The sequence below is a fragment of the Amycolatopsis sp. DSM 110486 genome, from assembly GCF_019468465.1.
In the GTDB taxonomy this organism is placed as follows: Bacteria; Actinomycetota; Actinomycetes; order Mycobacteriales; family Pseudonocardiaceae; genus Amycolatopsis.
This window is the reverse complement of the sequence record NZ_CP080519.1, coordinates 8150091-8176404: the sequence shown is the minus strand read 5'-3', so window position 1 is coordinate 8176404 and position 26314 is coordinate 8150091. Positions and strand designations below refer to the sequence as shown.

Below are 26314 nucleotides of genomic sequence, written 5' to 3'. Positions count from 1 at the left end.
TGCGGCGCTACGCACGGTTCACGATCCGGACCGGCCCCAGCAGGCCCGCAGGCTTGAGTTCGGTGCCGGCGGAGATGTTCTTCAGCGGCGGCTGCACGTACGCGACCGGCGTGGCTCCGGGCTGCTGGTCGCCGACCAGCCGGTTGAACCAGCTGTTGGTGACCTTGACCTGCAGGGTGTTCCGGCCGCCGCGAAGCGCACCGGTGATGTCGAGCTGGTACGGGGCCCGCCAGGCGATGCCCGCGTCGGCACCGTTGATCGTGACCTGGGCGATGTCGTGCACCTCCCCCAGGTCGAGGATCACGCGACCACCGACCTTGGCCCACTCCGCCGGCGCGTCGAACGTCGTCGAATACGTGGCAGTGCCCGAGAAGTACCTGATTCCGGGGTCGGTCTCCTCGGTGAAGGAGCGGAGGAACGCGAAGTTCGCCTTGGCGGGCGCGCCCCGATCGGCGGGGAAGTCGACCTGCCAGGCGCCGGCGACCGCGCCGATCTGCCGATCCGCGGCCACCGCCACGGTTTTCGACCCGGGCTTGCCGTGCGAGACGACAAGGAAGATCGAGTCGGCGGGTCCGAGGTCGACGGTCAGCTGCGTGGCGCCGCTGGTGGCGTCGAACGTAACGGCGGCCGTCTGGCCCGACACCGGATCCCAGGTTTCCACCGCATTGCCCGCGGACCGCAGCGTCAGCGGAATCGTGGTGCGCACGTTGCGGCGGTTGACGATGAAGTAGATGTCCGCCGAGTCGGTACGGCGATGCGTGAGCCACAGAGGATCATTGGCGGTCAAGGGATCCATGGCGTCGAGCCGGTACGTCCAGTCGGGCGTGACCCCGAGCTCGGCGAGCGCCTCGGCCGCCGTCACGCCGCTGAAAACCCGACCAGCGCCGACGACGCGGTCACGCTGCTCGCCGTCGCCCCACAAACGCGTGGCCAGCTTCTGGAACTCCGCGTCGTCGTCCGCCAGGCTCGGCGACCCGAGCGGTTTCGGCCCGGCGATCGCCGCGCCGGCATCCACGAACCCGGCGAGCTTACGCAGCACCGCCAACGTGATCCGCTGGGCATCGCCGCCGAGCTGCAGCAGCGCGTACGCCTGGCCGGAGCGGGTGACGATCCGGCCGTCGCGCACCGACATCTCGTTCAGGATGACCGTGCCGTTGACGAAGTCGTAGTCGTAGCCGATCGGCTGGTCGGTCTGCCGGAAGCTGCGGCCCCACACGCCGGTCGCGGGGGCTTCCTGTCCGTAGAAGTACGCGACGTCGGCGACGTGCGTGCCCCGCGACAGCAGCCAACTGCACCGCGAGAGGTACGTCGTCCACGGCTTCGCCACCTCGGCCCAGGTCTCCAGCCGGGTGAAGAACGACCCGATGCCGTTCAGCGTCACGCCGGGACCGCGGTCGAGCGGCTGGTGCACGGAGGTGTGGATCATGAACCGGGTCGCGCCCTGGGCGAGCATTTCGTCGGCCAGCGGCTTGAGATCCTTCGGGGTGAAGCCCTGCGGGGTGAAGGTGAAGGCCTCGACCGCCGCGTGCGGCCGGCCGTAGATATGCGCGACTGACGCGGCACCACGGGTGTCGACCCGGTAGGTCTCGAACGACTGGTCCCCCGGCGCGAACGCCTCCCCCGACGCGCCCATCGGGAAGTCCGCGTACTGCCGCATCTCCATGTCGTCGCCGAACCAGCCGCGTTTGTCCTCCTGCGCCTCGGCGTAGGTGCGCTGGATGCCGCGCTTGTGCGCCTCGGCCGGGATGACCTGGTAGTGGTTCTGGGCCAGCAGCTCGTTGAGCGTCCGCCGCCAGTCCCACAGGAACTTGTCGGCGTCGGCGGCGCTGTCGACGGGCACTCCGGTGAGCACCGGCAGGTGCGGAGCGGGGTCGTAACCGCGGCGCTTGCGGAACTCGTCCAGCAGCGACTCGGTCCAGTTCTGGTAGCCCGCTTCGTAGCTGTCGTTGAGCAGGCCGGTCAGGCCGCGGCGGCCGAAGAGGTCCTTGCCGGCCGCGTCGGCGAGCATGTCAAGGTAGGTGTTGAGGTACTTGCGGACGCGGCCGGCGTCGAGCTTGTCGACCTCCAGACCGGTGGCCGCGGTCGACGCCGGGCCGTTCTGGTGACCGGTGAGGCTGTACCCGAGGCGAACCACCACCCACGTACCGGCCGGCGACCGCCAGTTCAGCGTCCCGTCCGGGGCCATCCGACCGGTGAGGTCGACGACGTCGGACCGCCGGACCGCCGCTGCGCCACCCTGCGAAGGGGTGGCGACGTGGTAGTAGTTCGCCGTCTGTCCGAACCCGGCCTTCACCTCGAACTCGTGCACGGTCGCGACGGTGCGCAGGATCAAGCTCGACAGGGCGATCGGAGCCGACGACGGCGCGGTGGAGCTCTGCCCGAACACGACCTTGAAGTACTTCGCCGTGGTCTGCGGAACGAACAGCGTGCGCTGCACCCCGCTGTAGACGCCCTGCGCCAGCAGCGTCCACTGCCGGCCATCGCGGCTGCTGTAGACCTGCGCCGACGGCCCGTATTCCACGACGTCGTTCCACCCGCTGAACGCGGCACCCGCGGCGATCGTGACCCCGGTGACCGTGGCCGGGCGCTCGTATTCGAAGCGCACCCAGGTTCCGGCCGTGCCCGGCGCGGGGAGGTACTGGGCGTCGGCGACCGAAGCGTTCGACAGCTTGGCGACGTCCAGCGGGACACCCTGGTCGCCATTTGACGTCGGGGCCGCTTTCGGGTCGGCCTGCAGCCCACTGGCGAAGACCTTCGGCACGAGAGCCGATTGGTTCTGGGTTCCGTTCGGGACGCGGTAGGCGAACACGCGCGCGTCCCGGTAGAAGGCAGGCAGCGGAGTAGGGGTGGACGAGGCCGCCGCGGAATCCCCGAACTGGCCGGCAACCGCGGGCGGTTGTGGCAGCTTCACCTGGCCCTGCCCGCCCGAGACCCAGGTCTCGGTCCACACGTACTTCTTCATCGCGTCTTCGGCCGTCACCCAGGGTCCGCCGGTCTCCGACCACCCCGGTGAGCAAGCGACGTCGGCCTCGAGGCCGAGCCGGTCAGCCTGCTGCATCGCGTAGCGGAAGGCCGACTTCCAGCCGTCGGACATGTACGGCAACGGATTCGGCACGACCACGGGCACCCGGCCCGCGCCGTCGAAGTTCACCATCCCGCCGATCCCGGCGCGTTTGAACCACTCCAGGTCGGCCTTGATGCCCTCCTGGGTGATGTTCTGGTTCATCCAGTGCCACCACACCCGGGGCAGGACCTCCGCGGGCGGCGTTCTGAACCCGCCGAGCACGTCCGAACCGTCCAGTGCCGAAGCGAGCCGGGGGACGGCGAGACGCGCCGGCTCCACTCCGCCTGCCTCAGCGGCGCGCAGTCCGGTCGCGGCTTCCAGCTCTCCGGCCGCCTCCGCCGCGGTGCCTGGCAACGCCGCGGCGCCCGCCGCGCCGAGCGCGACCACGGCAGCGCCACGCAGAAACCCTCGCCTGCTCGTTGACATCACTGTCCTCGTTTCGTCGAGCTGAAACGATTCATGCGAATCTAGACCTGACTGAGCGCCGCCGACAATCCTGCGAAAGTTCCGAGTTTCGCTTGTACGCCAACGAGTACGCGTCGAAAACCGCGTGCTGGGCGCACGAAAACATCACCCCGCCGCCTGCCTGAGCAAAGCGGTATCGGGGTGTCGCGATGGTGCTGCCGCGCCCTACAAACCCGGCCGCGGTGCGGCGTACCGCACACGAGGCAGCGCCGACCAGTCCCAGCAACCCGTGGGACGGGGAGGCGACCTGTGGAGGCCGGATCTATGGCGCACAGCAGCTCCTCGGAGGCCGGCGGGGTACAGCCTGAGTTCGTCTATGAATCGTTTTACCTCACGGGAACGTTACGAGGGTTTCCCTTGGGGGACAAGAGCTTGTCCGGATTCGGTCAGCCGCAGCGTCGACCACGTTCAGACGAGGCCACGCCGAGCGGCCCACACCACAGCCTGGATGGGAGTGGCGAAACCGAGGCGATCACAGATCGAGCGCATCCGCCGGCGAACGGTCCGGTCGGACAGCTCCAGCCGGCGAGCGATGCTGTCCAGCGGCAGCCCTTCTGCGAAGAGTGCAAGTAAGTCGAGCTCCTCGCGCTCGAGCGTGGCGTTCACCGGATCACCGCCCTCTGCCACTCCGCGACGACAACGCGCGAGGTCCCCGTCCGCCTGAGCCCGCCGACTGAGGCGTCCCGCTCGGATCCTGGCGCGTCATCGCGACCTCCGGATTGAAAGGTTTCACCAATCCTGGCGGTGTGACGCTACTATGGGCCCGCGAGCCCCGTCAACGAGTGCCAAGATCACGCGCGCAAGGCCGTGCCGGCGAAGCAGATGCGACTTATGACGTTTCAATACCACCGGCACATGACCGGCGATCGACCGCCCGGCAGACATCGCACAATCTAGTCGAATCCCGACAAACCGCGATCGTCGGCAAGCCGCCGCCTGGTCGAGTCCAGCGCGAACGTGACCGCCCCGACGACCTCGGCGCGCGTCCCCAAAGACGAGCGCAACAGCTGCAGGCCATCGGTGATCGCCGGCTGCGCGTACCGCCGCACGCTTTCCCCGACGGCGTTGACGAGCACGTCACCGGCGGCGCTGACCAGGCCACCGAGGACGACCGCCCCGGGATTGAGGCTCGCGCACAGGTCGGCGATCGCCCGGCCGAGTGTCCGCCCGGCGTCGGACACGATCCGGCAGGCCAGCGGTTCCCCGTCGCGCACGAGCTGAACGACCCCGTCGAGAGTCAGGGGTTCGCTGCGGGTCGGCTGCAGCAGCTCGATGATGCGCCGGCCCGAGGCGAGCGTGTCGAGGCAACCACGACTGCCGCACCAGCACAGGGCACCGTCCTCGTCGACCAGGACGTGGCCGATCTCGCCGGCGATCCCGGCGGCGCCCTTGTAGAGCTTCCCGTTCAGAACGAGCCCTGCGCCGATGCCGCTGGACACCTTCACGTAGAGGACGTTGTCGATTCCGCTCGCGACGCCTTCCCACGCTTCGGCGAGGGCGCCGAGGTTCGCGTTGTTCTCGAGCCAGACCGGCATGCCGATGCGTTCTTCGAGTTCGGTCGCCGGGACCACGCCCGCCCAATTGTTGAGGACGCGGCCAAGGGTGATGCTCCCCGTCGCGCGATTGACCGGGGCGGGCAGCCCGACGACCACCTGCCGAACCACCTCCCGATCGATCCCCGCCTCGGCGGTCAGCTCGGTGACCAGCTTGGCGGCCGCGGACAACGACTCCGCGGCGAAGTCGTCGACCTGCATGAGCACTTGCTGCTCGGCGAGGATCCGGCCCGACAGGTCGGCCAGCGCGGCTCGGATGTGGGTCCGGCCGAAATCGACGCCGACCACCGCATCGGCGGTCTTGGCGAGCCGCAGGAGTCCGGGCGGCCTGCCGCTGTGCGAACCACGGGCGTCCGGATCGGGCACGTCCTCGACCACGGTGCCGTCGGCGACGAGATCGCTCACGACCGCCCACACCGACGTCCGCGAACGCCCGGTGACCTCGCGCAACCGGGCTCGGCTCATCGGACCGTAGCGGCTCAGCGCGTAGAGGACGTGGTCCCTCTGCGACGGGCTCGGTGCCGGGCCGGATGCCCGGGACGGTCCGTTGGTCACCTCTCCACCCCCATTGGCTTCCCCGATCTTCCAGCGTATCCGCGACGCGGATCGATTGGTCACGTATTCGCCGTGGCGGCCGTCCGTTCGAACACCCCGCGAGCTCGCGCCCACTGCTCGAACTCCGCGAGGTTGTCCACGGTGATCACCTGCGGCTGAAGTCGCCGCTGGTTTCCCTCGAGGCCCGCCGGGGCGAAGCCCAGCAGCGTCAGTGCATCCGCGGTCCCGAGACGAGCGGCGAGCGCGATCGCGGCGGCCGCGTAGTAGCCGAAGTAGTACTCACGGATCCAGATGCTCGCGAAGACGGATCCGCGCCGGATCGCGGCAGCGGTCTCGGGCAGCATGTCGTTGCCGACGATCGCGACCTCGCCGGCACGGCCCGCGTCTTCGACGGCCGCCGCCTGGACGGCGGCGTGGTAGCCGTAGACGCCGTAGCAACCGGCGACATCCGGGTACTCCTCCAGCAGCCTGCGGACGTTCGCGGCAGCGACGTCGATGTGTTCGCCGTCGTCGTCACCGCCGACCACCTCGATGCCGGCTTCGGCCATCGCCTCGCGGAACCCGCGCAGTTTCCCCGCCGCACCATGAGCGTTGGTAGAGCCGGTCTGCGCAAGAACACGCGCGCCGGCCGGCACCCGCTGTGCGAGCAAACGACCGGCCTGGCGGCCCAGCTCGACCGGCGTCGGCATGCCGACGTACAGCGCCCGCCCACAGCCGGGTGCGTCGAGGTCGAACGTCACGACCGGCACCCCGGCACCGGTCGCCTCGGCGACCACGGTGTCGAAGGCCGACTCGCGGGTCGCGACGAAAGCCAACCCGTCCACACCTTTCGCGAGGTGGCGTCGCATCGCCTCCACCTGGTCGTCGACCGATTCGTACTCGGGGGCCTCGAAGACCACGTCGAGTCCCCACCGTTCGGCGGCGTCGCGCCAGCCGGCGTTGACCATGTCCCAGTACGGTCCGCGGTTCTTCTCGATCACCGCGATCGTCAGCCTGCGGTTCCACCCGCCGGCTCGGTCAGGCGTATTCATAGCGCACCGCGGTCGATTCCACGTCGACACCGAGTGCCGACTCCGATCCGATCCCCAGGCCCGGAAGGTCGCTCACGTTCGCCACACCGTCGACGATCGTCACGCCGCCCGAGGCCACGATGTCCTGTTCGAACAGCGTGTGACACGCGACGCCCGTGTAGAGCGGGTTGCGCGAAGCCACCGCGAGGTGGGCGACGGCCGTGTTCGCCACCTTCATCTCGTTGATCTCGTCGACGATGTAGTCGACGTTGTGCGCCTCGGCGACCCGGATCATCTGCTGGCACTTCTGAACGCCGCCGACCCGGCTGATCTTCAGGCTGACGATGTCGGCGGCTTCGGACTCGATGACGCGGTTGAGGTCGGCCACGGTGCGGATGCCGTCGTCGGCCATCACGGGGAACCGGGTCGAGCGCCGGATCTTGGCCAGGCCGCTGAAGTCGTTGGCCAGCACCGGCTGCTCGAGGATGACCTTCTGGCGTAGCGGCACCTCCCTCTCCAGGACTTCGGCGATGAGGAGCGTCTGGTTCACCGACCAGGCCTGGTTCGCGTCCAGGCTCAGCGTCGCGAGATCCCCGATCACCGGCAGCAAGGACCGGACGATGTCGAGGTCGTATTCGGTGTCGCCGCTCATCTTCTGCTTGAAGAACCGGTAGCCCTGCGACATCAGCCGGCCCATGTCGCTGGCGGTGTCCTCGTAGGTCGCCGGCGTGATGTGGGTGGGCACGCCGTCGTGCATTCGGCCGCCGAGGAGCTGGTACATCGGAATGCCGAGGATCTTGCCGGCCAGGTCGTGCAGCGCGATGTCGATGCCGGCCTTCGCCGCGACATTGCCCGCCGGCGAGTAGCGGTCCATGAGCGTGTTCGCTTTGGTCAGCTGCAACGGATCGAGGCCGACAAGCCCCGGCTTGAGCAGGTTGATGCCACCCAGCGTCGACGGCGCAGTCTCACCGTAGAGCCCGGGGCAGTGGGCCGCTTCGCCGATGCCCACGACGCCTTCGTCCGTATGGATCTGCACGATGACGTTGACCTGGGTCTCGTCCTTGACGTAGTACCGCTTGTCCTTCATGTACTCAGGCCGGTAGTCGGCCCGGACTGCGGTGCCGGTGATGTCGGTGATCTTCACGTGGTCCTCCCTGGACTTGCTGCTGGAGTTCGCCGGTTCCGCGATCAGGTGGTCGCGCGCCGGCGGGAAATCGAGTCGACGATCACTGCCGCGACCAGAACGGCGCCGATCACCATGTACTGCAGATCGGACACGAGGTTGAGCAGGTACATGCCGTTGTAGATCGAACCGATCACCAGCCAGCCGATGACCGCGGACCAGGCGCTGCCCCGGCCGCCGAACAGGCTGGTGCCGCCGATGACCGCCGCGGCGATCGAGTACAGCAACAACGTGCTTCCCCCGAGGTCCTGAGAGGCGGCTCCGACGTAGGAGGCAGACAGCACGCCTCCCGCCGCGGCCATGGCGCCGGAGATGGCGAAGACGGAGACGCGGATCCGGTCGACGTTGATGCCGGCGCGACGTGCCGCTTCAGCGTTCCCGCCGACGGCGCGCACGCGCTGGCCGTATCGGGTCTGGGTGATCAAAACCCAGAAGAAGACCGCGAGCACCAGGAAGATGATCAGCGCCAACGGGACACCGACCGCTCGGTTGAGCTCCCACACCACGACGAACAGCGCGACGGCGAGACCAACCACCTGGATCACCAGCAAGCCCGGCGGCGGTGCGCTCACCCCGGCGCGCACGTGCCGTCGCCTGCTGATCAGCCCCAGCGCCAGGAAGCACACCACCGCGACCGTGGCGAGCGCGTAGCCGGCCACTGGTGCGAGGCTGCGGCCCTCCAGCTGAGAGATGGTGCCGCCGAAGGGGAACAGGATCGTGCCGGTCTTACCGAGGAACCGCAGTTGCAGACCGAGGAAGAGCAGCAGACCGCCGAGTGTCACGATGAACGACGGGACGTTGAGCCGTGTTCGGATGAATCCTTGGAGGGAGCCGAGCACTCCCCCGGCCGCGACGGTCGCCACGATCCCCAGGATGGGGTTCCAGCCGTTGTTCTGGACGAGGACGGCGAGGATGGCCGCGCCGAGACCGCAGACCGAGCCGATGGACAGGTCGACCTCGCCGATCAGCAGAACCATGACCACGCCCAGTGAAATCACGCCACCGTAGGAGATCTGGCGCGCGAGGTTGTGAACGTTGTCGTCGGAGAGGAACCGGTTGTTGACGAGCTGGAAGACGATCCAGATCAGGACGAGGCCGAGGTAGACCGACAGGCTTCCCACGTCACCCTTGCGGATCTGCTTCACCCTGGCGCGGATGAGTTCCCCCAGCGTCGGCGCGGCCTGATCGAGCGGTGCCGGCTCTGACGTTGCGGCCGTCGTCTCGGCCTGTGGGAGTTCTTCGACTGTCCTTTCCGGACTCATGCGAGGTCACCTCCGGAGGTGATGCCGTGCAGCTCCCGGCCGGCGCCGAGATCCGCGGACGAGGTCAAGCCGGTGATCGCGGAGACCACCTGCTCGTGGGTGGCCTCCGATGTGGAGAACTCCCCCGCGTTGCGGCCCAGCCGGAGCACGCAGATGCGATCGGCGACGGCGAACACGTCGGCGAGGTTGTGGCTGATCACGACGACGCCGAGGCCGCGTGCCTTCAACCGCCTGAGCAGCTGGAGCACCTGCGCGGTCTGGGCCACTCCCAGGGCCGCCGTCGGTTCGTCCAGGAGCACGACCTTCGGCTCGCCGAGGATCGCTCGCGCGATGGCGACGGCTTGCCGCTGCCCGCCCGAGAGGTCCTCGACCCGGGCCAGCACGTTCGGAATCCGGGCGCCGAGGCCGGCCAGCAGAGCTCGCGCCTGCTTCGCCATGTCGATCTTGTCGAGCAACCTGGCGGTCCGGTACGGACCCGTCAACATCTGCTCCCGGCCGAGAAAGAGGTTGGCGACGACGTCGAGGTTGTCGCACAGAGCCAGATCCTGATAGACGGTCGCGATCCCGAGCTTGGCCGCGTCCTGCGGTGTCGCCACCGTCACGGGGTTGCCTTCGAAGGTGATCTGCCCGGAGTCCGCGGGCGACACCCCGGCGATCGCTTTGATCAACGTGCTCTTGCCGGCCCCGTTGTCGCCGACCAGCGCGACGATCTCCCCCGCCCGCGCTTCGAACGCAACATCCTGCAGGGCGTGCACGGCACCGTAGGACTTCTCGGCGTGCGCCAGCGAAAGCAGGACCCTGCCCTGCCCGTTTTCGTGTTCCGTTGTCACAGCTGCTTCCTTCACCCTGTGATACCGGCCCGAGCACACGCGTCGGCCGCGCCGCCCCCGCACACCTCGGCCGACGTCACGAACCCGTCGGCGATCACCGTCGACTTGATGTTGTCGACGGTGACGGCGATCGGCGGCAGCAGCTGCGTCGGCACTTCGTCGCCGGTCACGTTCTTCACCATCGGCGCGGGCGGCAGCGGCTTGCCGTGGGCGAGAAGGATCGCGATCTTGGCCGCAGCATCCGTCTCGGCCTTGAGATTCTTGTACGTGGTCATGTACTGGGTACCGAGCACGATGCGCTGCAGACCCTCGTCGGTCGCGTCGAGACCCGTCACCGGTGGGATCGGCGAGATGTTCGCCTGCCGCATCGCGGTGACCGCCGCGCCGGCCAGCGTGTCGTTCGCCGCGTAGACGCCGACGATTTCGTGGGCGCCGATCTTCGCGATCGCCTGCGTCATCTCCGTGGTGGCGTTGGTCGGCGACCACCCGTCGGTGTCGTACTCGGCGGCGATCTTGTACCCGGACTTGTCGAAGACCTCGTGCGCGCCCTGCTTGAAGAACGCTCCCGTGGTGTCCGGCGCGCCGTTGATCATGACGATGTTGCCGGAACTGTGGCCGGCCCCCTGCATCGCCTTGATCATGGCGTTCGCCTGGGTCTTGCCGACCTCGATGTTGTCGAACCCCGTGCGATACGCCAGCGGGCCACCGGCCGTGCGGTCGTAGGCGACCGTCGGCACACCCTTGGCCTTTGCCTCCTGCACGATCGCGGCCGAACTGTTCACATTCGCCGCGTCGAGCACGAGCACCTGCGCGCCCTGCGCCAGCGCCGACTCGGCTTGCTGTTGCTGCTTGTCCGCGGCGTTCGCGGCGTTGAAGTACAGCACCTTGCAGCTGGAATCCTGGGCCTTCACGGCATCGAGGAACAGCGGGTGATCTTTTGCCTCGTAGCGCGGAGTCGTGTTCTCCGGCAACAAGAACGCGATCGTGCACCCACCCTCGCTCGACCGAGACGGCTGCACCTCAGCGGCACACGCCGACGCAGCCACCGCAACGGTCAACGCCGTCAACACCGTGGACAAGCAGGCTCTCTTCATTGACAGCTCCTCTGGCTGGCGCATGCTCTGCTAGGGGGAACCGCGCGTCGATTCGTGCACGGCCCTGCTCGCCGGACAGTTTCATCAGCCGAGGCCAGTTCTGTCAACTACCGAACAGAAATATGGGACCTCATCCGAGAATATTCGCCACTTCTGTTCAGATTGGACCATGAGTGAACAGAAACAGCTAACTAGACGGTCGGCGAGATCCCCCTGATCACGCTCTCCGAGCGTGATCGACGGACCTGGGGACCAGATGACGTCGTCAATCTCAGGTCGCCCGCGTCGCAAGTCTCAGGTCAACATCAGGTCGTGAACTACGATGATCGGATCGCCGCCGACGAGCCGATCGCGCAAATGAGCGAATCACAAGAAGCGCGCCAAAACTGATTACCTCGAACAAGCTTTGCGCATTCAGGAAACATCGACCCCCCGGGTCTTTTTCAGCACTGATGGCATTGCCACCCCATTCCGAACGCATCACCGTATCCAAAGAGAAGGTCTTGGCCCCGAACTGCAGCACTGGAACACCGCCAGCACCTGGAAGGACACCTACGCCGGGCAAGCCGACGGGTGTTCTGCATCGCGCAGGACCTCTTCGGCCGCCAGTTCGCCATCACCGGAAACCACGACATCGTCACCTTCGCCCCGAAACCGCCGACCCACCCCCATCGACACCAGCCTCGAGCACTGGGCCGCCCCTACCCGGCGGAGTCCAGGTCCACCTCATGCCCGACCAACCACCCGCCAGCACCGACGAGACCGGCTCGCGTACGCCGAACTCGACGTGTTTGCCGACTACAACAGCTTCTTCGTCCACGCGACGACCTTGACCCGCGCGGATTCAGCTAAGGCACGTACAGCTAACTGCCGTGCTCTCCGGCGAGTGCCTGATACACCGGCCGAAGCAGCTCGGCGACGTCTTCACCGCCCACCGTGATCGCGAACGGCGGGGCTTGGTCGAGCAGCGCGTCGAACGACGCTCGCGGCCCGTGCAATGGCGCCGCGCCGCCCAGGCCCGGGGCCTGACCGCAGTCGAAGAAGGTGTCCATGACTTCGGTCAGGGCGGGAGACCTGTCGTCAGGATCGAGCGGCTCGGCGGAGATGAGCCGGTTCTTCAGCTCCTCGAGCAGGGTTTCGCGGTCCCGGCCGCGCAGAGCGAGGATGGTGAACGGATCGTCGCTGACCTGCGCCACGAGCGCAGTGAACACGGCGTTCAGGTGGCCGCACGGAACCTCGACGTCCGGGCAGGTGCAGTCCAGTGACACCTCCCGCGCCGACGACGGGAACAAGGGCAGCCGGAGCGCTTTGAAGATCTGTTCGACCTCACGGGGCAGCTCGCCGCTGAGCAGCTGGACCGTGGCCGACGCTTTCGCGGCGACGGCATGGGTGATCGCCGCCCAGTCCGATTTCCCGAACGCCGTCAGTCCGATTCTCACCTGGTACGGGCGCGGCCGGCTGTCCTGCACCGTGGCGTCGACGCGCCCGGCACCGACCTCCAAGGACACGACGCGCCCCTGGCCGCGCGCGGGCAGGAGGACACCGATCGCCGTCAACGCCCGGATGAACCGGGTCGGCCACCAAGGGAGTGGCTCAGTCATCGATCGCGTCCTCCCCCAGGGTGAGCACCCCGCGCAGCGCGTCCGTGGACAGTTCGGTGAGCCAGCTTTCGCCCTCGCCGACGACCATTCCCGCGAGCGCGCGTTTCTTGGTGATCAGGGTTTCGATGCGTTCCTCGATGGTGCCCGGGCAGACGAACTTCCGGACCTGGACGTTGCGTCCCTGCCCGATCCGGAACGCCCGGTCGGTGGCCTGGTTCTCCACGGCCGGGTTCCACCAGCGGTCCAGGTGCAGGACCTGGCTGGCGGCGGTCAGCGTGAGCCCGGAACCCCCTGCCTTGAGCGAGAGCAAGAGGATCCGCGGCCCGTCGTCGGACTGGAAGCGTTCCACGATCGCATCTCGCGACCCTTTTGCCAGGCTGCCGTGCAAAAACGCGACTTCGGCGCCGAGCCGGTCCGACAGATGGGGCACGAGCATGTGGCCGAATTCGGTGTATTGCGTAAAGCACAGCACTCGATCGCCCGACGCCAGGATCTCCGCCAGGATCTCTTCGAGGCGGATGACCTTGCCGGAGCGGTGTCCGATCGGGGAGCCGTCGTGCAGCAGGTGCGCGGGGTGGTTGCAGACCTGCTTGAGTTTCGTGATCGCGGCGAGGATGTTGCCGCGGCGCTTGATGCCCTGACTGTTCTCGATCTTCTTCATCATCTCGTCGACGATCGCGCAGTACAGCGTGCCCTGTTCACGGGTGAGCCGGTATTCCTGCCTGATTTCGATCTTTTCCGGGAGCTCGGGGACGATCGCGGGGTCCGTCTTCACCCGGCGCAGCAGGTACGGCTGCGTGAGCCGGCGCAGAGCGGCGGCCGTGGCGGTATCGCCCCGCCGCTCGATCGGGACCGCGAACCGCCGCCGGAACTCGAACCTGCTGCCGAGCAGCCCGGGGTTGAGCAGGTCCAGCACCGACCACAGGTCCGCCAGCCGGTTTTCCACCGGAGTGCCGGTCAGCGCGAGCCGGTGCCCGGCCGTGAACCGGCGCACCGCCTTGGCCGTCGCGGTGTCGGCGTTCTTGATGGCGTGCGCTTCGTCGAGCACCAGGCGTCGCCAGGCGAACGTCTCGAGTTCGTCGGCATCGCGGGCGGCGGTGGCGTAGGTCGTGACGACGAGGTCGGCCGCGGCGACCTGCTCGGCGAGCGCATCTCCGTGCGCCCGGGCGCTGCCGTGGTGGGCGTGGACCCGGAGTCCCGGGGCGAAGTTCGCCGCCTCCCGCTGCCACATGCCGACCAGCGACATCGGGCACAGCACCAGCGTCGGCCGGTGATCGTGGTCTGCCCGCTCGACGACCTCGAGGGCCAGCGTCTGGACGGTTTTGCCGAGGCCCATGTCATCGGCCAGGCACGCACCGAGCCCCAGCGCCGACATGAAAGCCAGCCAGGCGACACCCCGCTGCTGGTAGGGGCGCAGCGTGGCGCGGAACGATGGCGGCAACTCGACCGGCGCCACGGCCTGGTGGACCCGCTCGGCCAGGACGTCCCCGACCCAGCCGTCCGCGCTGACTTCGGTGACCGGGAGTGGCGTCTCCTGCGCGAGGTGGACGAGCTCCAGCAGCTCGGCCGCGGTGGGTCGGTGGGTGTGCCGGTGCGGGTCGCGGCGCAGGAACTCGAGACCGGCGCGGAGCCGGTCGGCGTCGACGCTGATCCACCTGCCCCGCAGCCGCACCAGCGGTGTCTTCGCCGCGACGAGCCTGGCCAGCTCGTCCTCGCCGATTTCGTCGTCGCCCACCGCGATCGACCAGTGGAACCCGGCCAGCTCGTCGCGGCCCACCCGGCTGCGGGCGACGACTTGCTCGGAGGGCGTGCTGCGGACGGAGAGCCGTAGCCCGAGCCGACGCCTGCCGTCCCAGGTGGCCGGAAGCTGCACTTCGAACCCGGCCTCGATCAGCCGGGTCGCGCCCGAGGTGAGGAACTGTTCGGCTTCCTCGACGGTCAGGTCGTACTCGGACGGCTGGGTCCTGCGCAAGGCCGGCGCCAGCATCGGTTCCACCAGCGCGGCCCGGCCCAGTTCGGCGGTTAACAGCCCCTGCGGATCCCTCACCAGCCCGGTCGCCCGGCCCGACCAGATCTGTTCCGCCGACAGCAGCAAGCTCGGATCGGCCGTCGCACGCAGGAGGAACTGCAGCTGCCACTTGGTGCCGTCGCCGGTCTGGTCGGCGGGATCGTCCTCGGCCGGCTGACCCAGTGTGCCGACTTCGGCCAGCCGGAAACACGCCCGGCCGTCGACGACGTCGGTATCGGCGACCTCGTCCCACCTCGCAACCGCGTCGGCCAGGACACCGAGCTCACCCAGCGGCAGCTCGACGCGGGCAACGCCGCCCTGCAAAGCGGACAGCCACACCCCGGCCACGCCCCGGCCTCCGCGCAGGTCGACGGGCGGATCCGCCCGCGCCAGCCGGTCCCGGACCGCCGCGTCGACCAGGGCGTGGAGGGCATCGGTGACGAGCGCGCGGGGCGAGGCCCCGGCGAGCGGCGCGATCTGCTCGGCCCGCCCGACCGGCGGCATGGCCGCGACCAGTGCGTCGAACGCTACGAAATCCACGCCCTGGAGCACCGGGCGCCATCGGGCCTCCGCCGTATCGCCCTGGCGGACCAGCGTCGGCAGAACCCGCCCGCGCCGCACCAGATCCGCGGCCAGGCGGGCCACCGCCCGCAGGTAGGTGACCGAAGCGCCGTACGAGGCCGAGTCGTCGAGGTCGTCCAGTTCGGTCGTGTCCACGATCAACGCCGGCACCGACCACGGCCGCAACGACGGCGCCGAGCCACGCCGCCGGACGCCCGCCGCCGTCTCGGAGGAGGCGAGCGGCCGGTTCGCCCGCGACGGCAGCAGCAACGTCACCGACGTGGGCTTTCCGGGATGCAGAGCGGTCAGCTTCGAGCTGGAGACCGCGAACGGATGCGGAAGCGCGATCTGCGCCGAACGGCTCGACGTGCCGGCCGGGCCTCGGTCGTGCTCCGCCCAGAGCAGCAGACCCCGGCCCGGAGACCACAGAGCGTGCACCAAGGGCAAGGTCTGTGGCTCCTTCGTCCGATCCGGGTTTCCCGCAGATCGTCGCACGGCAGGCGTAGAGGTCCCGCCCGAGACCACGGCGGCGGTGACCCAACTGGCAGTGAGGGATCAAGGGCGTCGCCCTGTGAGGCGACAAACGCCGAAATCCAGCACTCGCTGACTACCCCGTTATACAGTCAGGTGGACCATATTCGCGATCGACAGTGCCTGAAACCTGGCGATTCGTCGGCGACCGCAACCCGAGGCAACTTCGACGAAGCTGCCCGCCCGGGAGGAGTACGCAGGTCGGGTGAAACGACACCTTCTTGCCGCAGTCGAGGCGATCGGCCACTTGAAGGAAGCCTCCGATCGCCTTGTTTCCGGCCGCTTGACCCCCACGGCGCATCAGGCTGGCATAGTGCTCCTGTACGCGATGAGCACTTGGCTCACTGCGGCGTCAGCCACGCCTTAGCGCTGCGGCTCGAGGCGATCGTTCCGGGTCCGATCGAAGAGCCGGTCGAAGCTGAATGCAAAGGAACTGACAGGCGAGAGGGCCAGCAGCAAAGCGGCAGCCGCGGCAGCGAAGACGGATGCACTCAGTGGAGCTTCCCAGCCGAGGAACAGTGCCATCGACAGCCCGAACACCAGCAGCACAGCGCTCGCCGCCCAAGCAGTCCAACGGAGGAGCAGACCGGCCAGCAACATCAGGCCCAGCACCAGTTCCGCGACGGTCGCGACCCACGCAGCGGCATCAAGGAGCGCTCCGGTCAGGTACGGCGTGAGGGTTTGGGTATAGGCGGTGTATGCCGCGAAGTTGCCCCACGCCACAGTCCCGGTGTGAGGCGCGCCCCACCAGCCGAAGCGATCGGCAACGGCCGACAAGAAACCCGCGGCTAAGGCGAGGCGGACGAGTACCGTCGCGGTCGACCATACGCGCTCCCTCTGCGCGATCGATTTCGGGGAGAAGGCCATCGGCGTTCTCCGTCGCGGTGTTTGTTCAGTAGCCTGCGAAAACCCCATTCGATCTCCCCTGTAAACGATTTATGGACACCATCGACATTCAGCGCGCGAAAATATTATCGACGGACGGAATAATAATGCCGAACGCGCAATTGACAGGCTGCCTCAACGGAAACTCGCACTGATCTTCAGAGGCATTCTTGATGCACAGAAGGAACGCTGACTGTCGTCATTCTTTACTCTCCCTCGATGCCGTGGGTAAATGTTGCCCTTCCCAGGTTGCCGGTGAATCCGTAACCCGCGCCACTTAGTTTTGGCCATGATCCACTCGAATCCTGACATGCGTGGAGCAGATGGCAGAACACCGGAGTGACCATAGGTCGGCTGCCGGTCCCAGGTGGTGTCGTCCTCGGCCATGGCGGCCGTCAGACCGCGCTGAAGCCTCGTCTCTGGGCGCACCGACCCCGACGGCAAGTGGCCGGAGTCATGGGCGCAGTTCACCTCGCGCACCAGCCGGGCGCTGGCCCACGCAGCCGCGGGGCCGCCACCGGTGAGGTCATCCTCGTCGTCAGCTCCGCCGGACCAGTCGCGGCGGCAAGTGCCGCGATCGGCGCCGCTGAACAAGAGTCGCTCTTCGAGCGTGGCGCCTACTCAACTGCATCTTTCTCCGCAGGTCAGAGCCGCGGTCCACGATGCCGAGGGCTGAAACCCCTTCGATCAGACCCATGCGGCAGGTCGGAAGGTTCTCTGCGCGGTGTGGTTGCCGACCATCGGCGCTCAGCAACGCTTTGATCCGGCGTCGGCGGCGGCGGTGCGCGTGCGTCGAGTCAGTGCGCTCCGGAGCAAAGACCGCCATAGGAGGCCGCCTGGCGGCCGCGAAGATCTTCCTCATCGCGCCAACCCGCATGCCACAATCGCGGAGATGACCCATGAGGACGCGCCGGTGCCGAGCCGCGCACGACGGGTCCCGCTGTTGGCCGGGATCCTGCCGATCCGGCGGCGTGCCCTGGGTTCCGACGCGCTGGCCGGTGTCACGCTGGCCGCGCTGGCCGTCCCCGAGGTGCTCGGTTACGCCAAGATCGCCGGAATGCCGCCGGTCACCGGCCTGTACACGATGCTCGCGCCGGTTGTGCTGTTCGCGGTGTTCGGCGCGTCCCGGCACCTGGTGGTCGGCGCGGACTCGGCGACCGCGGCGATCCTCGCGGCCGGTCTGGCCAGTTTGGCCGCTCCCGCCTCGGCTGCCTACGTCCGGCTCGCCGGCACGGCCGCGTTGCTGGTCGGCGCGATGCTGCTGCTGGCCCGGCTGATCCGGCTCGGCTTCCTGGCCAACTTCCTGTCGCGCACGGTCCTGGTCGGTTTTCTCACCGGCGTCGGCATCCAGGTCGCGGCGGGCCAGCTGCCCGACATGCTCGGCGTGCCCGCCGGGGGCAACGAGACCGTGCCCAAGCTGGTCAACCTCGTTCGCGCGCTCGGCCACACCGACGCCGCGACCGCGTTGGTGTCCGCGGCGGTGGTCGTCGTGGTCGTCGGCACCCGCCTCGTGGCGAAGAAGGTGCCGGGCGGGTTGATCGCCGTCATCGGCGCGATCGTGGTCAGCGAGCTCGTCGACCTGTCCGCGCACGGGGTCGCCGTGCTGGGCTCGGTTCCGCAGGGCATCCCGCACGTCGCGCTGCCCACCTTCGACCTGCACGATATGTCCACGTTGCTCGGCACCGCGGTGTCGATGTTCGTGGTGATCCTCGCCCAGAGTTCCGCGACCTCACGCGCCTACGCCACCCGCTACGAGGAAACCGTCGACGAGGACGCCGACCTGGTCGGCCTCGGCACCGCGAACGTGGCCGCGGCGTTCACCGGCACCTTCGTCGTCAACGGCAGCCCCACCAAGACGCAGATCGTGGACGGCGCGGGCGGCCGTAGCCAGATCGCTCCCCTGGCCGCCGGGGTGATCGCCGTGGTGGTGCTCGTTTTTCTGACCGGTCCGCTGGGCGCGCTGCCTCTGGCGGCGCTGGCAACCGTGGTGTTCCTGATCGGCGTCGACCTGATCGACATCGCCGGGATGCGCCGCATCTTCCAGGTTCGACGGGCGGAATTCGTGGTGGCTTTGCTGACCGCGGCCGCCGTGGTTTTCACCGGCGTCGAGCAGGGCGTCGTACTGGCCATCATCGTGTCCGTCGTCGATCACCTCCGGCACAGCTACCGCCCGCACAGCGGCGTTCTGGTCAAATCACCGGCAGGCCACTGGCAACCCGAGGCTGTCACGCCCGGCCGCCGCACGACCGAAGGCATGATCGTCTACCGCTTCGGCAGCAGCCTGTATTTCGCCAACGCCATGCGGTTGGGCACCGACGTGACCACCCTGCTCACCGGCGGCCGCACCGTAACCTGGTTCTGCCTCGACTGCGCTGCCGTCGGAGACGTCGACTACACCTCGGCAGGCGTCCTGTCCACGGTCGCCAAACGCCTGGGCACGCACGGCACCCGCCTCGTGCTCTCCGGCGTCCTGCCCGAGGTCCGCGCGCAATTGGACCGGTACGGACTGACCCGAACGATCGGCGTGGACAGCTACTTCGACACCGCGGGGGCGGCTCTGGACGCGTTCGACAATCGAAAGGCCTGACACATGACCACCGTGACCTGGCTCGACGGACCCCAACACCACGACTACCCGGCCGCCGCCTCCTATCTCACCCTGATCGCAGGCACCGACCTCGTCGACCACCTCATCGAAGAGCTGCGGGACAGCCGCAACGCCGCCTTCTTCAAAGCCAAGGACATCCTGCGCGCCGCGCGCCTGGCACTGCTGCCGGTCGACAACCCGCACGTGAGTTCCGATCTGCGCAAAATCCACGACCACAAGGATCTCTCGCCGATCCTGCTGGTGCGCGGCGACCTGCGCCTCGGTATCGCTTTGGAGATCGCTGACGGCTATCACCGGGTGTGCGCGAGCTACCACACGGATGAGAACACCGACATTCCCTGCCGAATAGCCTCGGCCGCCTGACGGCGAGCCGCGAATCACGAGGCGGGTCATCATGGCCGGGTGACCTCCGCCGGCCATCAGCTCGATCACGCCGCGCACGGGTGCGGGTCAGCGTGTCCGTCAGGATTAGCGCAGGTACCAACCGCTGCCGCCGAGCGGGGCGAAAGCCATCGCGAGTGGACCGGACGCTCGTGGGCTGCGATGCATTCCACGTCGGCGGGCGGTGGCTGCGTCAACCACCTCAGCGACAAACTCGCCGACCGCATCCGCGAGGCCTACGGGGAGGCTCGACTATTAACTGCTCGATGGTTTCGGCGTGAGTGCTGTCGCAACACGCGCCCCTCCTCCTGCAGCCTGCAGCTGGCCGAGGAGCTCAATATCGCGTGTGTCACCAGCGGGCGCCGGACCGCCGTCCGGCGCCGACCTCATCACCTGGTTCACGTCGGGGTCGGCGCAGGCGGCAGCGACAGTCCGGTGTAGACCTGGTTGAGGACGGTGGGCAGCAAGGCGACCGCCGTGGTCCGGCCGTCCGGGGCCAAGGTCAAGTTGGCCCAGATGATGAGCGTGACGTCGTTGGTCGGGTCGTATCCCATGAACGAGTTGAACCCGGGACATTCACCGCCGTGGTACCACATCGCGGCGTTCGGCGCGAAGCGCTGGTAGGAGATGCCGTACCCGTACTTCTGCCCGTCGGGCGCGTTCGGGTCCTCGGCTTGCAGGCTGTCTTGCCATTGCCGCTGGAAGTCGGCGTTGAAGACCTTGCCCGAGACCAGCGCCCGGATCCACGTCGCCAAGTCGTCCGAGGTGGAGATGACTCCCCCCGCGGCGGTGGCGTACGAGGGGTTCTGCCGGGTGTAGTCGTTGGGCTGGAGTGTTCCGGCCCGGGCGGCGGCCTGCAGGTCGGGCGGGTACGTCAGGTCGACGAACGCGTACCTGGACCCGCCGTACATGTAACCGTGCGAGTAGCGGTCCGGGATGGAGGTGTCGGTGGCCGCGGGCAGCGAAGTCTGCCGCAGGCCGAACGGGCCGAACAGGCGCTGCTGCATCTGCTGGACCAAGGGCCGTCCATCGACCTTCTCGGCCACCAGGCCCAGCAGCGCGTAGTTGGTGTTGTTGTACTGGTACGCCGTGCCGGGCGGGAACTCCGGCGGGTGCCGGAAGGCGATGGCCAGCACGTCCTGAGGCGTGTAAACCTTCGCCGGATCGGCGTCCAGGGCCGCGGACAGCTCGGGCGCTTGTGTGTAGTCGTACAGGCCGCTACGCATCGTCAGCAGCTGCGCCAGGGTGATGTTGTCGCCGTTGGGCACACCGGAGACGTAGCGCGACACCGGGTCGCTGAACCGGAGCTTGCCGTCTTGCGCGAGGAGCACGATCAGCGCCGACGTCATGGTCTTGGTGTTGGAGGCGACGCGGAAGTGGGTGTCCGCATCGGGCGGCGTGGTGGTGCCCAGTTGCGTGGTACCCACTCCCGCCGTGTAGGTGCCCTGCGGCGTGCGCAGCAGCACCACGGCCCCGGGAACCAGCAGCTCCTTGGCAGCGGCCGCCACGGTCGCCTGGAACGCGGCCGGGTTGATGGGCTTCAGCGCGGACTGCGCCGGTGCGGAACTGGTTGTCGTCCCCGGCGCCGCCGACGTGCCGGGCGGCGGCGTCGGTGCAGACGGGGTGCATCCCGCGATCATCAGGACAACAGCGGACGCGAGCCCGGCGACGCGCCAGGATCTCCGCTTCCTCCAGGGAATTCCTGCGTCACGCCAGCTCCGTGCCGGATGCGCTCGGCATACCCTCATCGTGGGTATCACCGCCTCAGCCCCGGGATTCGAGTACCGCGCCGATGCTGTCGGCACCGGACGGTGGCCGTAGTAGAAGCCGAAAAGCCTATCAGGCCAGGCTTTCCGCGCTCAATCCCAGGTGAAATCATGGCGGGAGCGCCGAAGCCGGGCACCACGACGAGCTCGCCGGCTCACGCGCGGCAGGCCCGTCGGTGGTGAATGCCTGGCCGCTCACGCCGCCGGGTGCGGTCGACCTTGGCAACGCGGCCCCGCGCCGTCCGGCTCAGGGCACCATCCAGGAGAGCACAGGAGTGCACTGCAGGTACACCAGCACGTACACCGCACACGTGACTGGTGCGACGGCCGCCGCTGTAGTCGGGGCAGCGGCAAGGTGCCGTGAAAGGAGTCGCGGACTTCGGCGATGCGGGCGCGCATAGGGCACCGGCCGGGCCGTGGTCGAGCGTGGCGTTCAGCGCGGTCTTCTCGGAGGTGGTGATCGTGAGGCCGTACTGGGTGCTTCGCGTGACCCAGGCCGTCGCGTAGGTGCACCAAATAGCCACGAGCGGCGGCTTCCACTCCTGGGGCGTCGCCGAGGCCCACTCGATGTCATTCGCGCTGCTGGTGTACGCGTCGGTGTGGTTCACGCGCTACTACCACCCCACGGCGTTCTGTGCCGGGCTGAGCGAGCACAAATCCCAGGCCGACCTGCACAAACAGCGCGGCTACGGCCGCGACCCGGACGCCCAGTCGATTCACTGAACCTGGCGCGGTGTTCAGCCGGCCGCTTTCAAAAGTGCGGCTGCCTTGCGGTGCGCCACAGCGGCGGCATCAGATGCCAGCGCGCTGCCTTCGGCGGCCAGGGCGTCCAGCACGAGCGCGCGGCGCTCGTGCCAGGCGGCCCACATGCCCGGTGCGGCGCCGGCACCCGGGCGGGTCAGGTGCAGCGCGCCAAGTTCACTCAAGGTGTTGCGCACCGTCGGTCTTCCTTCCTCGTGCGCTGGTGCTTCGTACCCCTTCACCGTGGCCCGCGGACCTCGGGGTTCGCTTCGGAAGTACTACCCAAAAATTACGTACGGCCGCGCCGGTGTGGCATCACGCCGATCCGGCGGGTGGGCCGAGAACGTCGATTTCCGACAGCAACCCTCTCGGTAAGCACCTCGCAACGACCGCCGCGACTCCGCTCCGGTCACCTGCGACACCGGGGTAGTCGGGCTGGTCGGTAACGAACCATCCGCCGGACACGACTCGTGATTGTTCACAGAACACGCTTCCGTGAGCGACAGCAGGGCTTGCGAGCGCAGAGATCGGAGATTGCCGGTGGCGAATGAAGACAACCCGGAAGACGGCCGGCCCGACGCCACGAATCCGGAGTCAGACCATCCCGCCGCAGGCGCCCCAAGGCGACGACTGATGCCGCAATTCTCCACCACCGACGCCGCGCAGATCGGCGCTGCGATCCAGCGTGCCATCGGCGAAAACCAGCGTGCCATCACTGAAAACCTGCAGCTCAACACGTCCGCTGTGCGTGCGGCGCAGTCGGTGGCCGAGGCCCTGGCTGAGCAGAACCGACAGATCCAAGAGCAGCTGCGTACGGTCGCACGAGGCGTCGACTGGGGTCCGACGATCAACATTCCGGCGATCGACTTCGGCCAGCAATTTCGGTTCTCGACCTTCGATGCATGGCTGAAGCCGTTCACGGAACGGGTCAGCGAGGTTTTCGAGTCGATCGGAACGCTGCGCATCGAGGTTCTCCGCGATGGCGCGCCAGACAACTGGGTGGACCTTCGCGACGACCAAATTCCTTCACTGCTGGAACTGGCACAGGCGGGTATCCCGATCACGTGGGTACCCCGCGCTGCGATCCTTTCGGAGTTACTCGCCGTTGACGAGGGACAACGAAGCCGCGTGATCCTGGCCCACGCACAGGACCTCCTGGATGATTGCCGCGCCGCCGTGGCGTGCACTCACGTAGGCGCGTTCGCTGAGCACGCCGGCTTCCTTCACCAAGCCATCGATGCCCTTGATGCCGGCCATGCCGCCGCGGCCCACGCGCTGAGCGCGAATCTGCTGGACACTCTTCTCCGGTCTGCGGTTGAGAAACCTGTCAAGAGCAGGTACTACGCCAAGGTGCGGCAGACGATCGAGTCCGCCCCGCTCTCGCTGCTTTCGTGGGCGGTCACTCACTGGCCTGTGCTCGAGGCGCTGACCAACTTCGACGGAACGACAGAACCCCTTCCCAGCAGCTTCAACCGGCATGCCACCGCACACGCGGTCGGGTCGGTCCAGTACACCCCCGAGAACGCTGTGATCGCCGTCATGGTGGCCGCTTCGGTACTGCGACAAGCACACGAGTCCAACACAGCCGAATCCGCAGAAGAGAGCAGTCAGACCGCTTGACCCGCTGGGGTCGGCGTCTCATAGACGGGATCTCGCGCGGACTTGGCTGACCAGGGACGTGAACAACGGAGATTCGGCGTTGAGCCGCTTCACCACCGACTTCGAGGACGAATCGGACACGTGTGCGGCCATGGCCGCTCGGAACTCCGCCACGGCTTGCCGCACGTATTTGTCCCCGTCCGGGATTCGCGCGCGCCAGGCCGGGTTGAGCAGACACTGCACGAGTGCGTTGCGGTCCTCGAAGGGAATCGCGTCGATGTCGCCCATCGGCCAGGCACACGGCCAGCCCCACGTCCGACCGGCCGAGGCGAAGCCCGCCAGCTCATCTATCCGGCATACTGTGGCCATCCGTCGGGGCGGTAATGACCTGGATGCTCCTGCCGTGGTCGGCCTGCCACCGGTCCACCCTTTTGGTCGGACCGGCGGCGCGGCAACGGTCGGTTTCAATCAACGTGCTGTCCCGCCGCAGGCAGTCGCGCGACCAGGCGGGCGCCGGTTTCCGAGTCGGCCACCACCAGGGAACCGCCGTGGCGGCGGGCGATTTCCCGTGCCAGCGTGAGGCCCAAGCCGGAGCCACCGGCGTCGCGGGTGCGGGCGTCGTCGAGGCGGGCGAAGCGGTCGAAGACGCGTTCCCGATCGGCCGGCGGAATGCCGGGGCCGTCGTCGAGCACCTCCAGCACCACAGAGGTGCCGTCGCGACCCACGGTGACGGTCACGGCGGAGGTCGCGTGGCGGACGGCGTTGTCGAGGAGGTTGCGCAGCAGGCGTTCGAGTTGCACGGGTTCACCGAGCACTCGCGCGGGACCGTCCACAAAGGATCGCACTGCCGGGCGGCCGGGCGCGGCCGAACGTTCGGCGACCTGCTCACGCACCACGTCCGCCAGGTCGACCTCCACCGACGCGAGGCGACCGGGGTCGACGGCGAGCTGTAAAAGGTCGGCCGTGATGCGGTGCAGGCGCCGGACGTCGAGCAACGAGCGTTCGGCGACGGCAGGCCAGTCGGCGCGCTCCGGGTGTGCGAGGGCGACCTCCAGGCCGGTCCGCAGGTTCGCCAGGGGGCTGCGCAGCTCGTGGCTCGCGTCGGCGACGAATCGTTCCTGTTGCTCGTGGGCGTGCTGCAGGCGGTCGAGCGTGGCGTTGGTCGTGTGCGCCAGGCGTGCGATCTCGTCACGCGAGCGCGGCACCGGGACGCGGCGGCCGAGCTGGCTGCCGCTCACTTCGGCGAGCTCGCCGCGGATCGCCTCCACGGGCCGCAGCGCGCGCCCGGCGGCGAACCAAGCGACGAGCGCCGTGAGGAGCACGGCCAGCGGCACGAACACCTCGAGAGTGTCGTCGAACAGCGTCAGTGTGGAGAGCGTGTCCCACGGGAGCACGAACAGGTAAAGCGTCAACCGGTAGTGCGTGCTCGAGGCGGCACGCGACAAGCCGGTGTCCACAGTGGATCCTTCACGGCCGAGCGGTTCCACCAGGGCGGCCGGCACATCGTCGACGACCGTGCCCACCACGGTGTAGGTGCGGTACTCGCGCCACTGCGGGTGGGTGCCCGGGTGCAGCGCGGCGGTCGTGGTGGTCGTCCACCCGTGCGGCGCGGCGCGAGGGGCCGGCGGCAGCGGCCGCCAAGCGGGATCCAGCCGGGTCAGGTTGCCACTGTGGACCACGGCCCGGCCGTCGTCGGCGACCACCTCGAACATCGCGTCGCCGTTGAGCGCCGCCGAGTCGATCACGCCCAGGTGGTACGCGTCGGCGACGCGCTCGAGCTGCGCCCGGGTCGCCTGCACGGCGTTGCGCGACAGCTGCGTCGCGACGAACTGGCGGATCCCCCACCAGCCCAGCCCGAACACCAGCACGCTGAGCAGCACCGCCGCGAGCGCCGTGCTCCGCCGCACGGACTCGGGCCACCACCTACTCATGCGACGCGCCGGGTCCGTCGGCGACCAGCCGGTACCCCACGCCGCGCACGGTGGCGATCGTGCGCCGCCCGAACGGCGCGTCCAGCTTGCGCCGCAACGCGCTCACGTAGACCTCGACGATGTTCGGATCTCCCTCGTACGCGACGTCCCACACCTGCCCGAGGATCTCGTGCTTGGCCACCACGTGCCCGTCGTGGCGCAGCAGGCATTCGAGCACGGCGAACTCCTTCGTGGTCAACGTGACCGGCGTGCCGCCGCGCCGGCACGTGCGTTTCGCGGGATCGAGCACCAGGTCGCCGAACGTCAGCGTCGCCGCCGCGCCCGCCCGGCCGCGGCGGACCAGCGCGCGCAGCCGGGCGGTCAGCACCACGTAGGAGAACGGTTTGCTCAGGAAGTCGTCTGCGCCCGTGTCGAGGGCCTCAGCCTCGTCGTACTCGCCGTTCTTGGCCGTCAGCATCAGGATCGGCGTCGTCACCCCGCGCTCGCGCAGCGCGGCGCACACCCGGTAGCCGTTGAGCTTCGGCAGCATGATGTCCAGCACGATCACCTGGTACGGGTGCAGCTGCCCCCATTCCAGCCCCGTCTCGCCATCGTGGGCGAGGTCCACGGCGTACCCGTCGGCCTCGAGCCCCCACCGCAGCGTCTCGGCCAACCGCTTCTCGTCCTCGACCACGAGCACCCTCATG

Annotated in this window: 20 protein-coding genes; 4 read left to right on the top strand and 16 right to left on the bottom strand. The window is 68.3% G+C overall.

Going from position 1 to position 26314, the window contains the following annotated elements; genetic code table 11:
- Window positions 1–7: 7 nt before the first annotated feature.
- From K1T34_RS39635 to K1T34_RS39585, 11 genes are all read right to left on the bottom strand, one after another.
- Window positions 8–3490, bottom strand: a complete 3483-nt coding sequence (locus K1T34_RS39635) for a glycosyl hydrolase (protein ID WP_220239835.1) — start codon at window positions 3488–3490, stop codon at window positions 8–10.
- A 447-nt stretch (window positions 3491–3937) separates the two neighbouring features.
- A complete protein-coding gene (locus tag K1T34_RS39630) occupies window positions 3938–4135 on the bottom strand; it encodes a LuxR C-terminal-related transcriptional regulator (protein WP_220239834.1) in 198 nt (65 codons plus the stop codon).
- Between the two features lie 287 nt (window positions 4136–4422).
- Window positions 4423–5637, bottom strand: a complete 1215-nt coding sequence (locus tag K1T34_RS39625; RefSeq protein WP_220239833.1) for an ROK family protein — start codon at window positions 5635–5637, stop codon at window positions 4423–4425.
- A 59-nt stretch (window positions 5638–5696) separates the two neighbouring features.
- Window positions 5697–6668: a substrate-binding domain-containing protein gene (locus K1T34_RS39620; RefSeq protein ID WP_220239832.1), complete on the bottom strand. Its 972-nt coding sequence runs from the start codon at window positions 6666–6668 to the stop codon at window positions 5697–5699.
- Complete coding sequence (locus K1T34_RS39615) at window positions 6655–7791, bottom strand: mandelate racemase/muconate lactonizing enzyme family protein (RefSeq protein ID WP_220239831.1); 1137 nt, start codon at window positions 7789–7791, stop codon at window positions 6655–6657. The genes K1T34_RS39620 and K1T34_RS39615 overlap by 14 nt, the downstream gene beginning before the upstream one ends.
- Before the next feature lie 44 nt (window positions 7792–7835).
- The gene (locus K1T34_RS39610) at window positions 7836–9092 is read right to left on the bottom strand and encodes a sugar ABC transporter permease (RefSeq protein ID WP_220239830.1); all 1257 of its coding nucleotides are present in this window, start codon (window positions 9090–9092) and stop codon (window positions 7836–7838) included.
- Window positions 9089–9922, bottom strand: coding sequence for an ATP-binding cassette domain-containing protein (locus K1T34_RS39605; protein WP_255637889.1), 834 nt, complete (start codon window positions 9920–9922; stop codon window positions 9089–9091). The genes K1T34_RS39610 and K1T34_RS39605 overlap by 4 nt, the downstream gene beginning before the upstream one ends.
- 11 nt (window positions 9923–9933) lie before the next feature.
- Window positions 9934–11016, bottom strand: coding sequence for a substrate-binding domain-containing protein (locus K1T34_RS39600; protein ID WP_220239829.1), 1083 nt, complete (start codon window positions 11014–11016; stop codon window positions 9934–9936).
- Window positions 11017–11879: 863 nt separating this feature from the next.
- Window positions 11880–12617, bottom strand: a complete 738-nt coding sequence (locus K1T34_RS39595) for a hypothetical protein (protein ID WP_220239828.1) — start codon at window positions 12615–12617, stop codon at window positions 11880–11882.
- Window positions 12610–15633, bottom strand: a complete 3024-nt coding sequence (locus tag K1T34_RS39590) for a DEAD/DEAH box helicase (protein ID WP_220239827.1) — start codon at window positions 15631–15633, stop codon at window positions 12610–12612. The genes K1T34_RS39595 and K1T34_RS39590 overlap by 8 nt, the downstream gene beginning before the upstream one ends.
- A gap of 447 nt (window positions 15634–16080) precedes the next feature.
- Window positions 16081–16584 carry a hypothetical protein gene (locus K1T34_RS39585; RefSeq protein WP_220239826.1) on the bottom strand — a complete coding sequence of 168 codons (504 nt, stop codon included), beginning with the start codon at window positions 16582–16584 and terminating at the stop codon, window positions 16081–16083.
- A 742-nt stretch (window positions 16585–17326) separates the two neighbouring features.
- On the opposite strand from K1T34_RS39585, the gene K1T34_RS39580 reads away from it, so the two are divergent.
- Window positions 17327–19189 (top strand): SulP family inorganic anion transporter, encoded by a 1863-nt coding sequence (locus K1T34_RS39580; RefSeq protein WP_220239825.1) that lies wholly within the window; start codon window positions 17327–17329, stop codon window positions 19187–19189.
- Window positions 19190–19192: 3 nt separating this feature from the next.
- Complete coding sequence (locus tag K1T34_RS39575; protein WP_220239824.1) at window positions 19193–19573, top strand: hypothetical protein; 381 nt, start codon at window positions 19193–19195, stop codon at window positions 19571–19573.
- A gap of 416 nt (window positions 19574–19989) precedes the next feature.
- Here the strand turns inward: K1T34_RS39575 and K1T34_RS39570 are convergent, their stop codons facing one another.
- Window positions 19990–21231 (bottom strand): serine hydrolase, encoded by a 1242-nt coding sequence (locus K1T34_RS39570; protein WP_255637888.1) that lies wholly within the window; start codon window positions 21229–21231, stop codon window positions 19990–19992.
- Between the two features lie 633 nt (window positions 21232–21864).
- Here K1T34_RS39570 and K1T34_RS39565 point away from each other — a divergent pair.
- Window positions 21865–22080, top strand: a complete 216-nt coding sequence (locus K1T34_RS39565) for a hypothetical protein (protein ID WP_220239822.1) — start codon at window positions 21865–21867, stop codon at window positions 22078–22080.
- A 14-nt stretch (window positions 22081–22094) separates the two neighbouring features.
- Here K1T34_RS39565 and K1T34_RS39560 read toward each other — a convergent pair whose 3' ends face one another.
- Window positions 22095–22295 (bottom strand): hypothetical protein, encoded by a 201-nt coding sequence (locus K1T34_RS39560; RefSeq protein ID WP_220239821.1) that lies wholly within the window; start codon window positions 22293–22295, stop codon window positions 22095–22097.
- Between the two features lie 343 nt (window positions 22296–22638).
- Here K1T34_RS39560 and K1T34_RS39555 point away from each other — a divergent pair, with 343 nt between their 5' ends.
- Window positions 22639–23718, top strand: a complete 1080-nt coding sequence (locus K1T34_RS39555; RefSeq protein WP_220239820.1) for a hypothetical protein — start codon at window positions 22639–22641, stop codon at window positions 23716–23718.
- A gap of 18 nt (window positions 23719–23736) precedes the next feature.
- Here K1T34_RS39555 and K1T34_RS39550 read toward each other — a convergent pair whose 3' ends face one another.
- From K1T34_RS39550 to K1T34_RS39540, 3 genes are all read right to left on the bottom strand, one after another.
- Entirely contained in the window at window positions 23737–24066 is a 330-nt protein-coding gene (locus K1T34_RS39550; protein ID WP_220239819.1) for a hypothetical protein, read from the bottom strand.
- 95 nt (window positions 24067–24161) lie between these two features.
- Window positions 24162–25604, bottom strand: coding sequence for an ATP-binding protein (locus K1T34_RS39545; RefSeq protein WP_255637887.1), 1443 nt, complete (start codon window positions 25602–25604; stop codon window positions 24162–24164).
- A gap of 16 nt (window positions 25605–25620) precedes the next feature.
- Complete coding sequence (locus K1T34_RS39540) at window positions 25621–26313, bottom strand: response regulator transcription factor (protein WP_220239817.1); 693 nt, start codon at window positions 26311–26313, stop codon at window positions 25621–25623.
- Between the last annotated feature and the right edge of the window lies 1 nt (window position 26314).

Coding starts and splice junctions, on each gene's coding strand:
- K1T34_RS39540 (WP_220239817.1), bottom strand. CDS start 26,313: ATGAGGGTGCTCGTGGTCGAGGACGAGAAGCGGTTGGCCGAGACGCTG.
- K1T34_RS39635 (WP_220239835.1), bottom strand. CDS start 3,490: ATGTCAACGAGCAGGCGAGGGTTTCTGCGTGGCGCTGCCGTGGTCGCG.
- K1T34_RS39570 (WP_255637888.1), bottom strand. CDS start 21,231: ATGATCGCGGGATGCACCCCGTCTGCACCGACGCCGCCGCCCGGCACG.
- K1T34_RS39585 (WP_220239826.1), bottom strand. CDS start 16,584: ATGGCCTTCTCCCCGAAATCGATCGCGCAGAGGGAGCGCGTATGGTCG.
- K1T34_RS39575 (WP_220239824.1), top strand. CDS start 19,193: ATGACCACCGTGACCTGGCTCGACGGACCCCAACACCACGACTACCCG.
- K1T34_RS39610 (WP_220239830.1), bottom strand. CDS start 9,092: ATGAGTCCGGAAAGGACAGTCGAAGAACTCCCACAGGCCGAGACGACG.
- K1T34_RS39600 (WP_220239829.1), bottom strand. CDS start 11,016: ATGAAGAGAGCCTGCTTGTCCACGGTGTTGACGGCGTTGACCGTTGCG.
- K1T34_RS39550 (WP_220239819.1), bottom strand. CDS start 24,066: ATGGCCACAGTATGCCGGATAGATGAGCTGGCGGGCTTCGCCTCGGCC.
- K1T34_RS39620 (WP_220239832.1), bottom strand. CDS start 6,668: ATGAATACGCCTGACCGAGCCGGCGGGTGGAACCGCAGGCTGACGATC.
- K1T34_RS39595 (WP_220239828.1), bottom strand. CDS start 12,617: ATGACTGAGCCACTCCCTTGGTGGCCGACCCGGTTCATCCGGGCGTTG.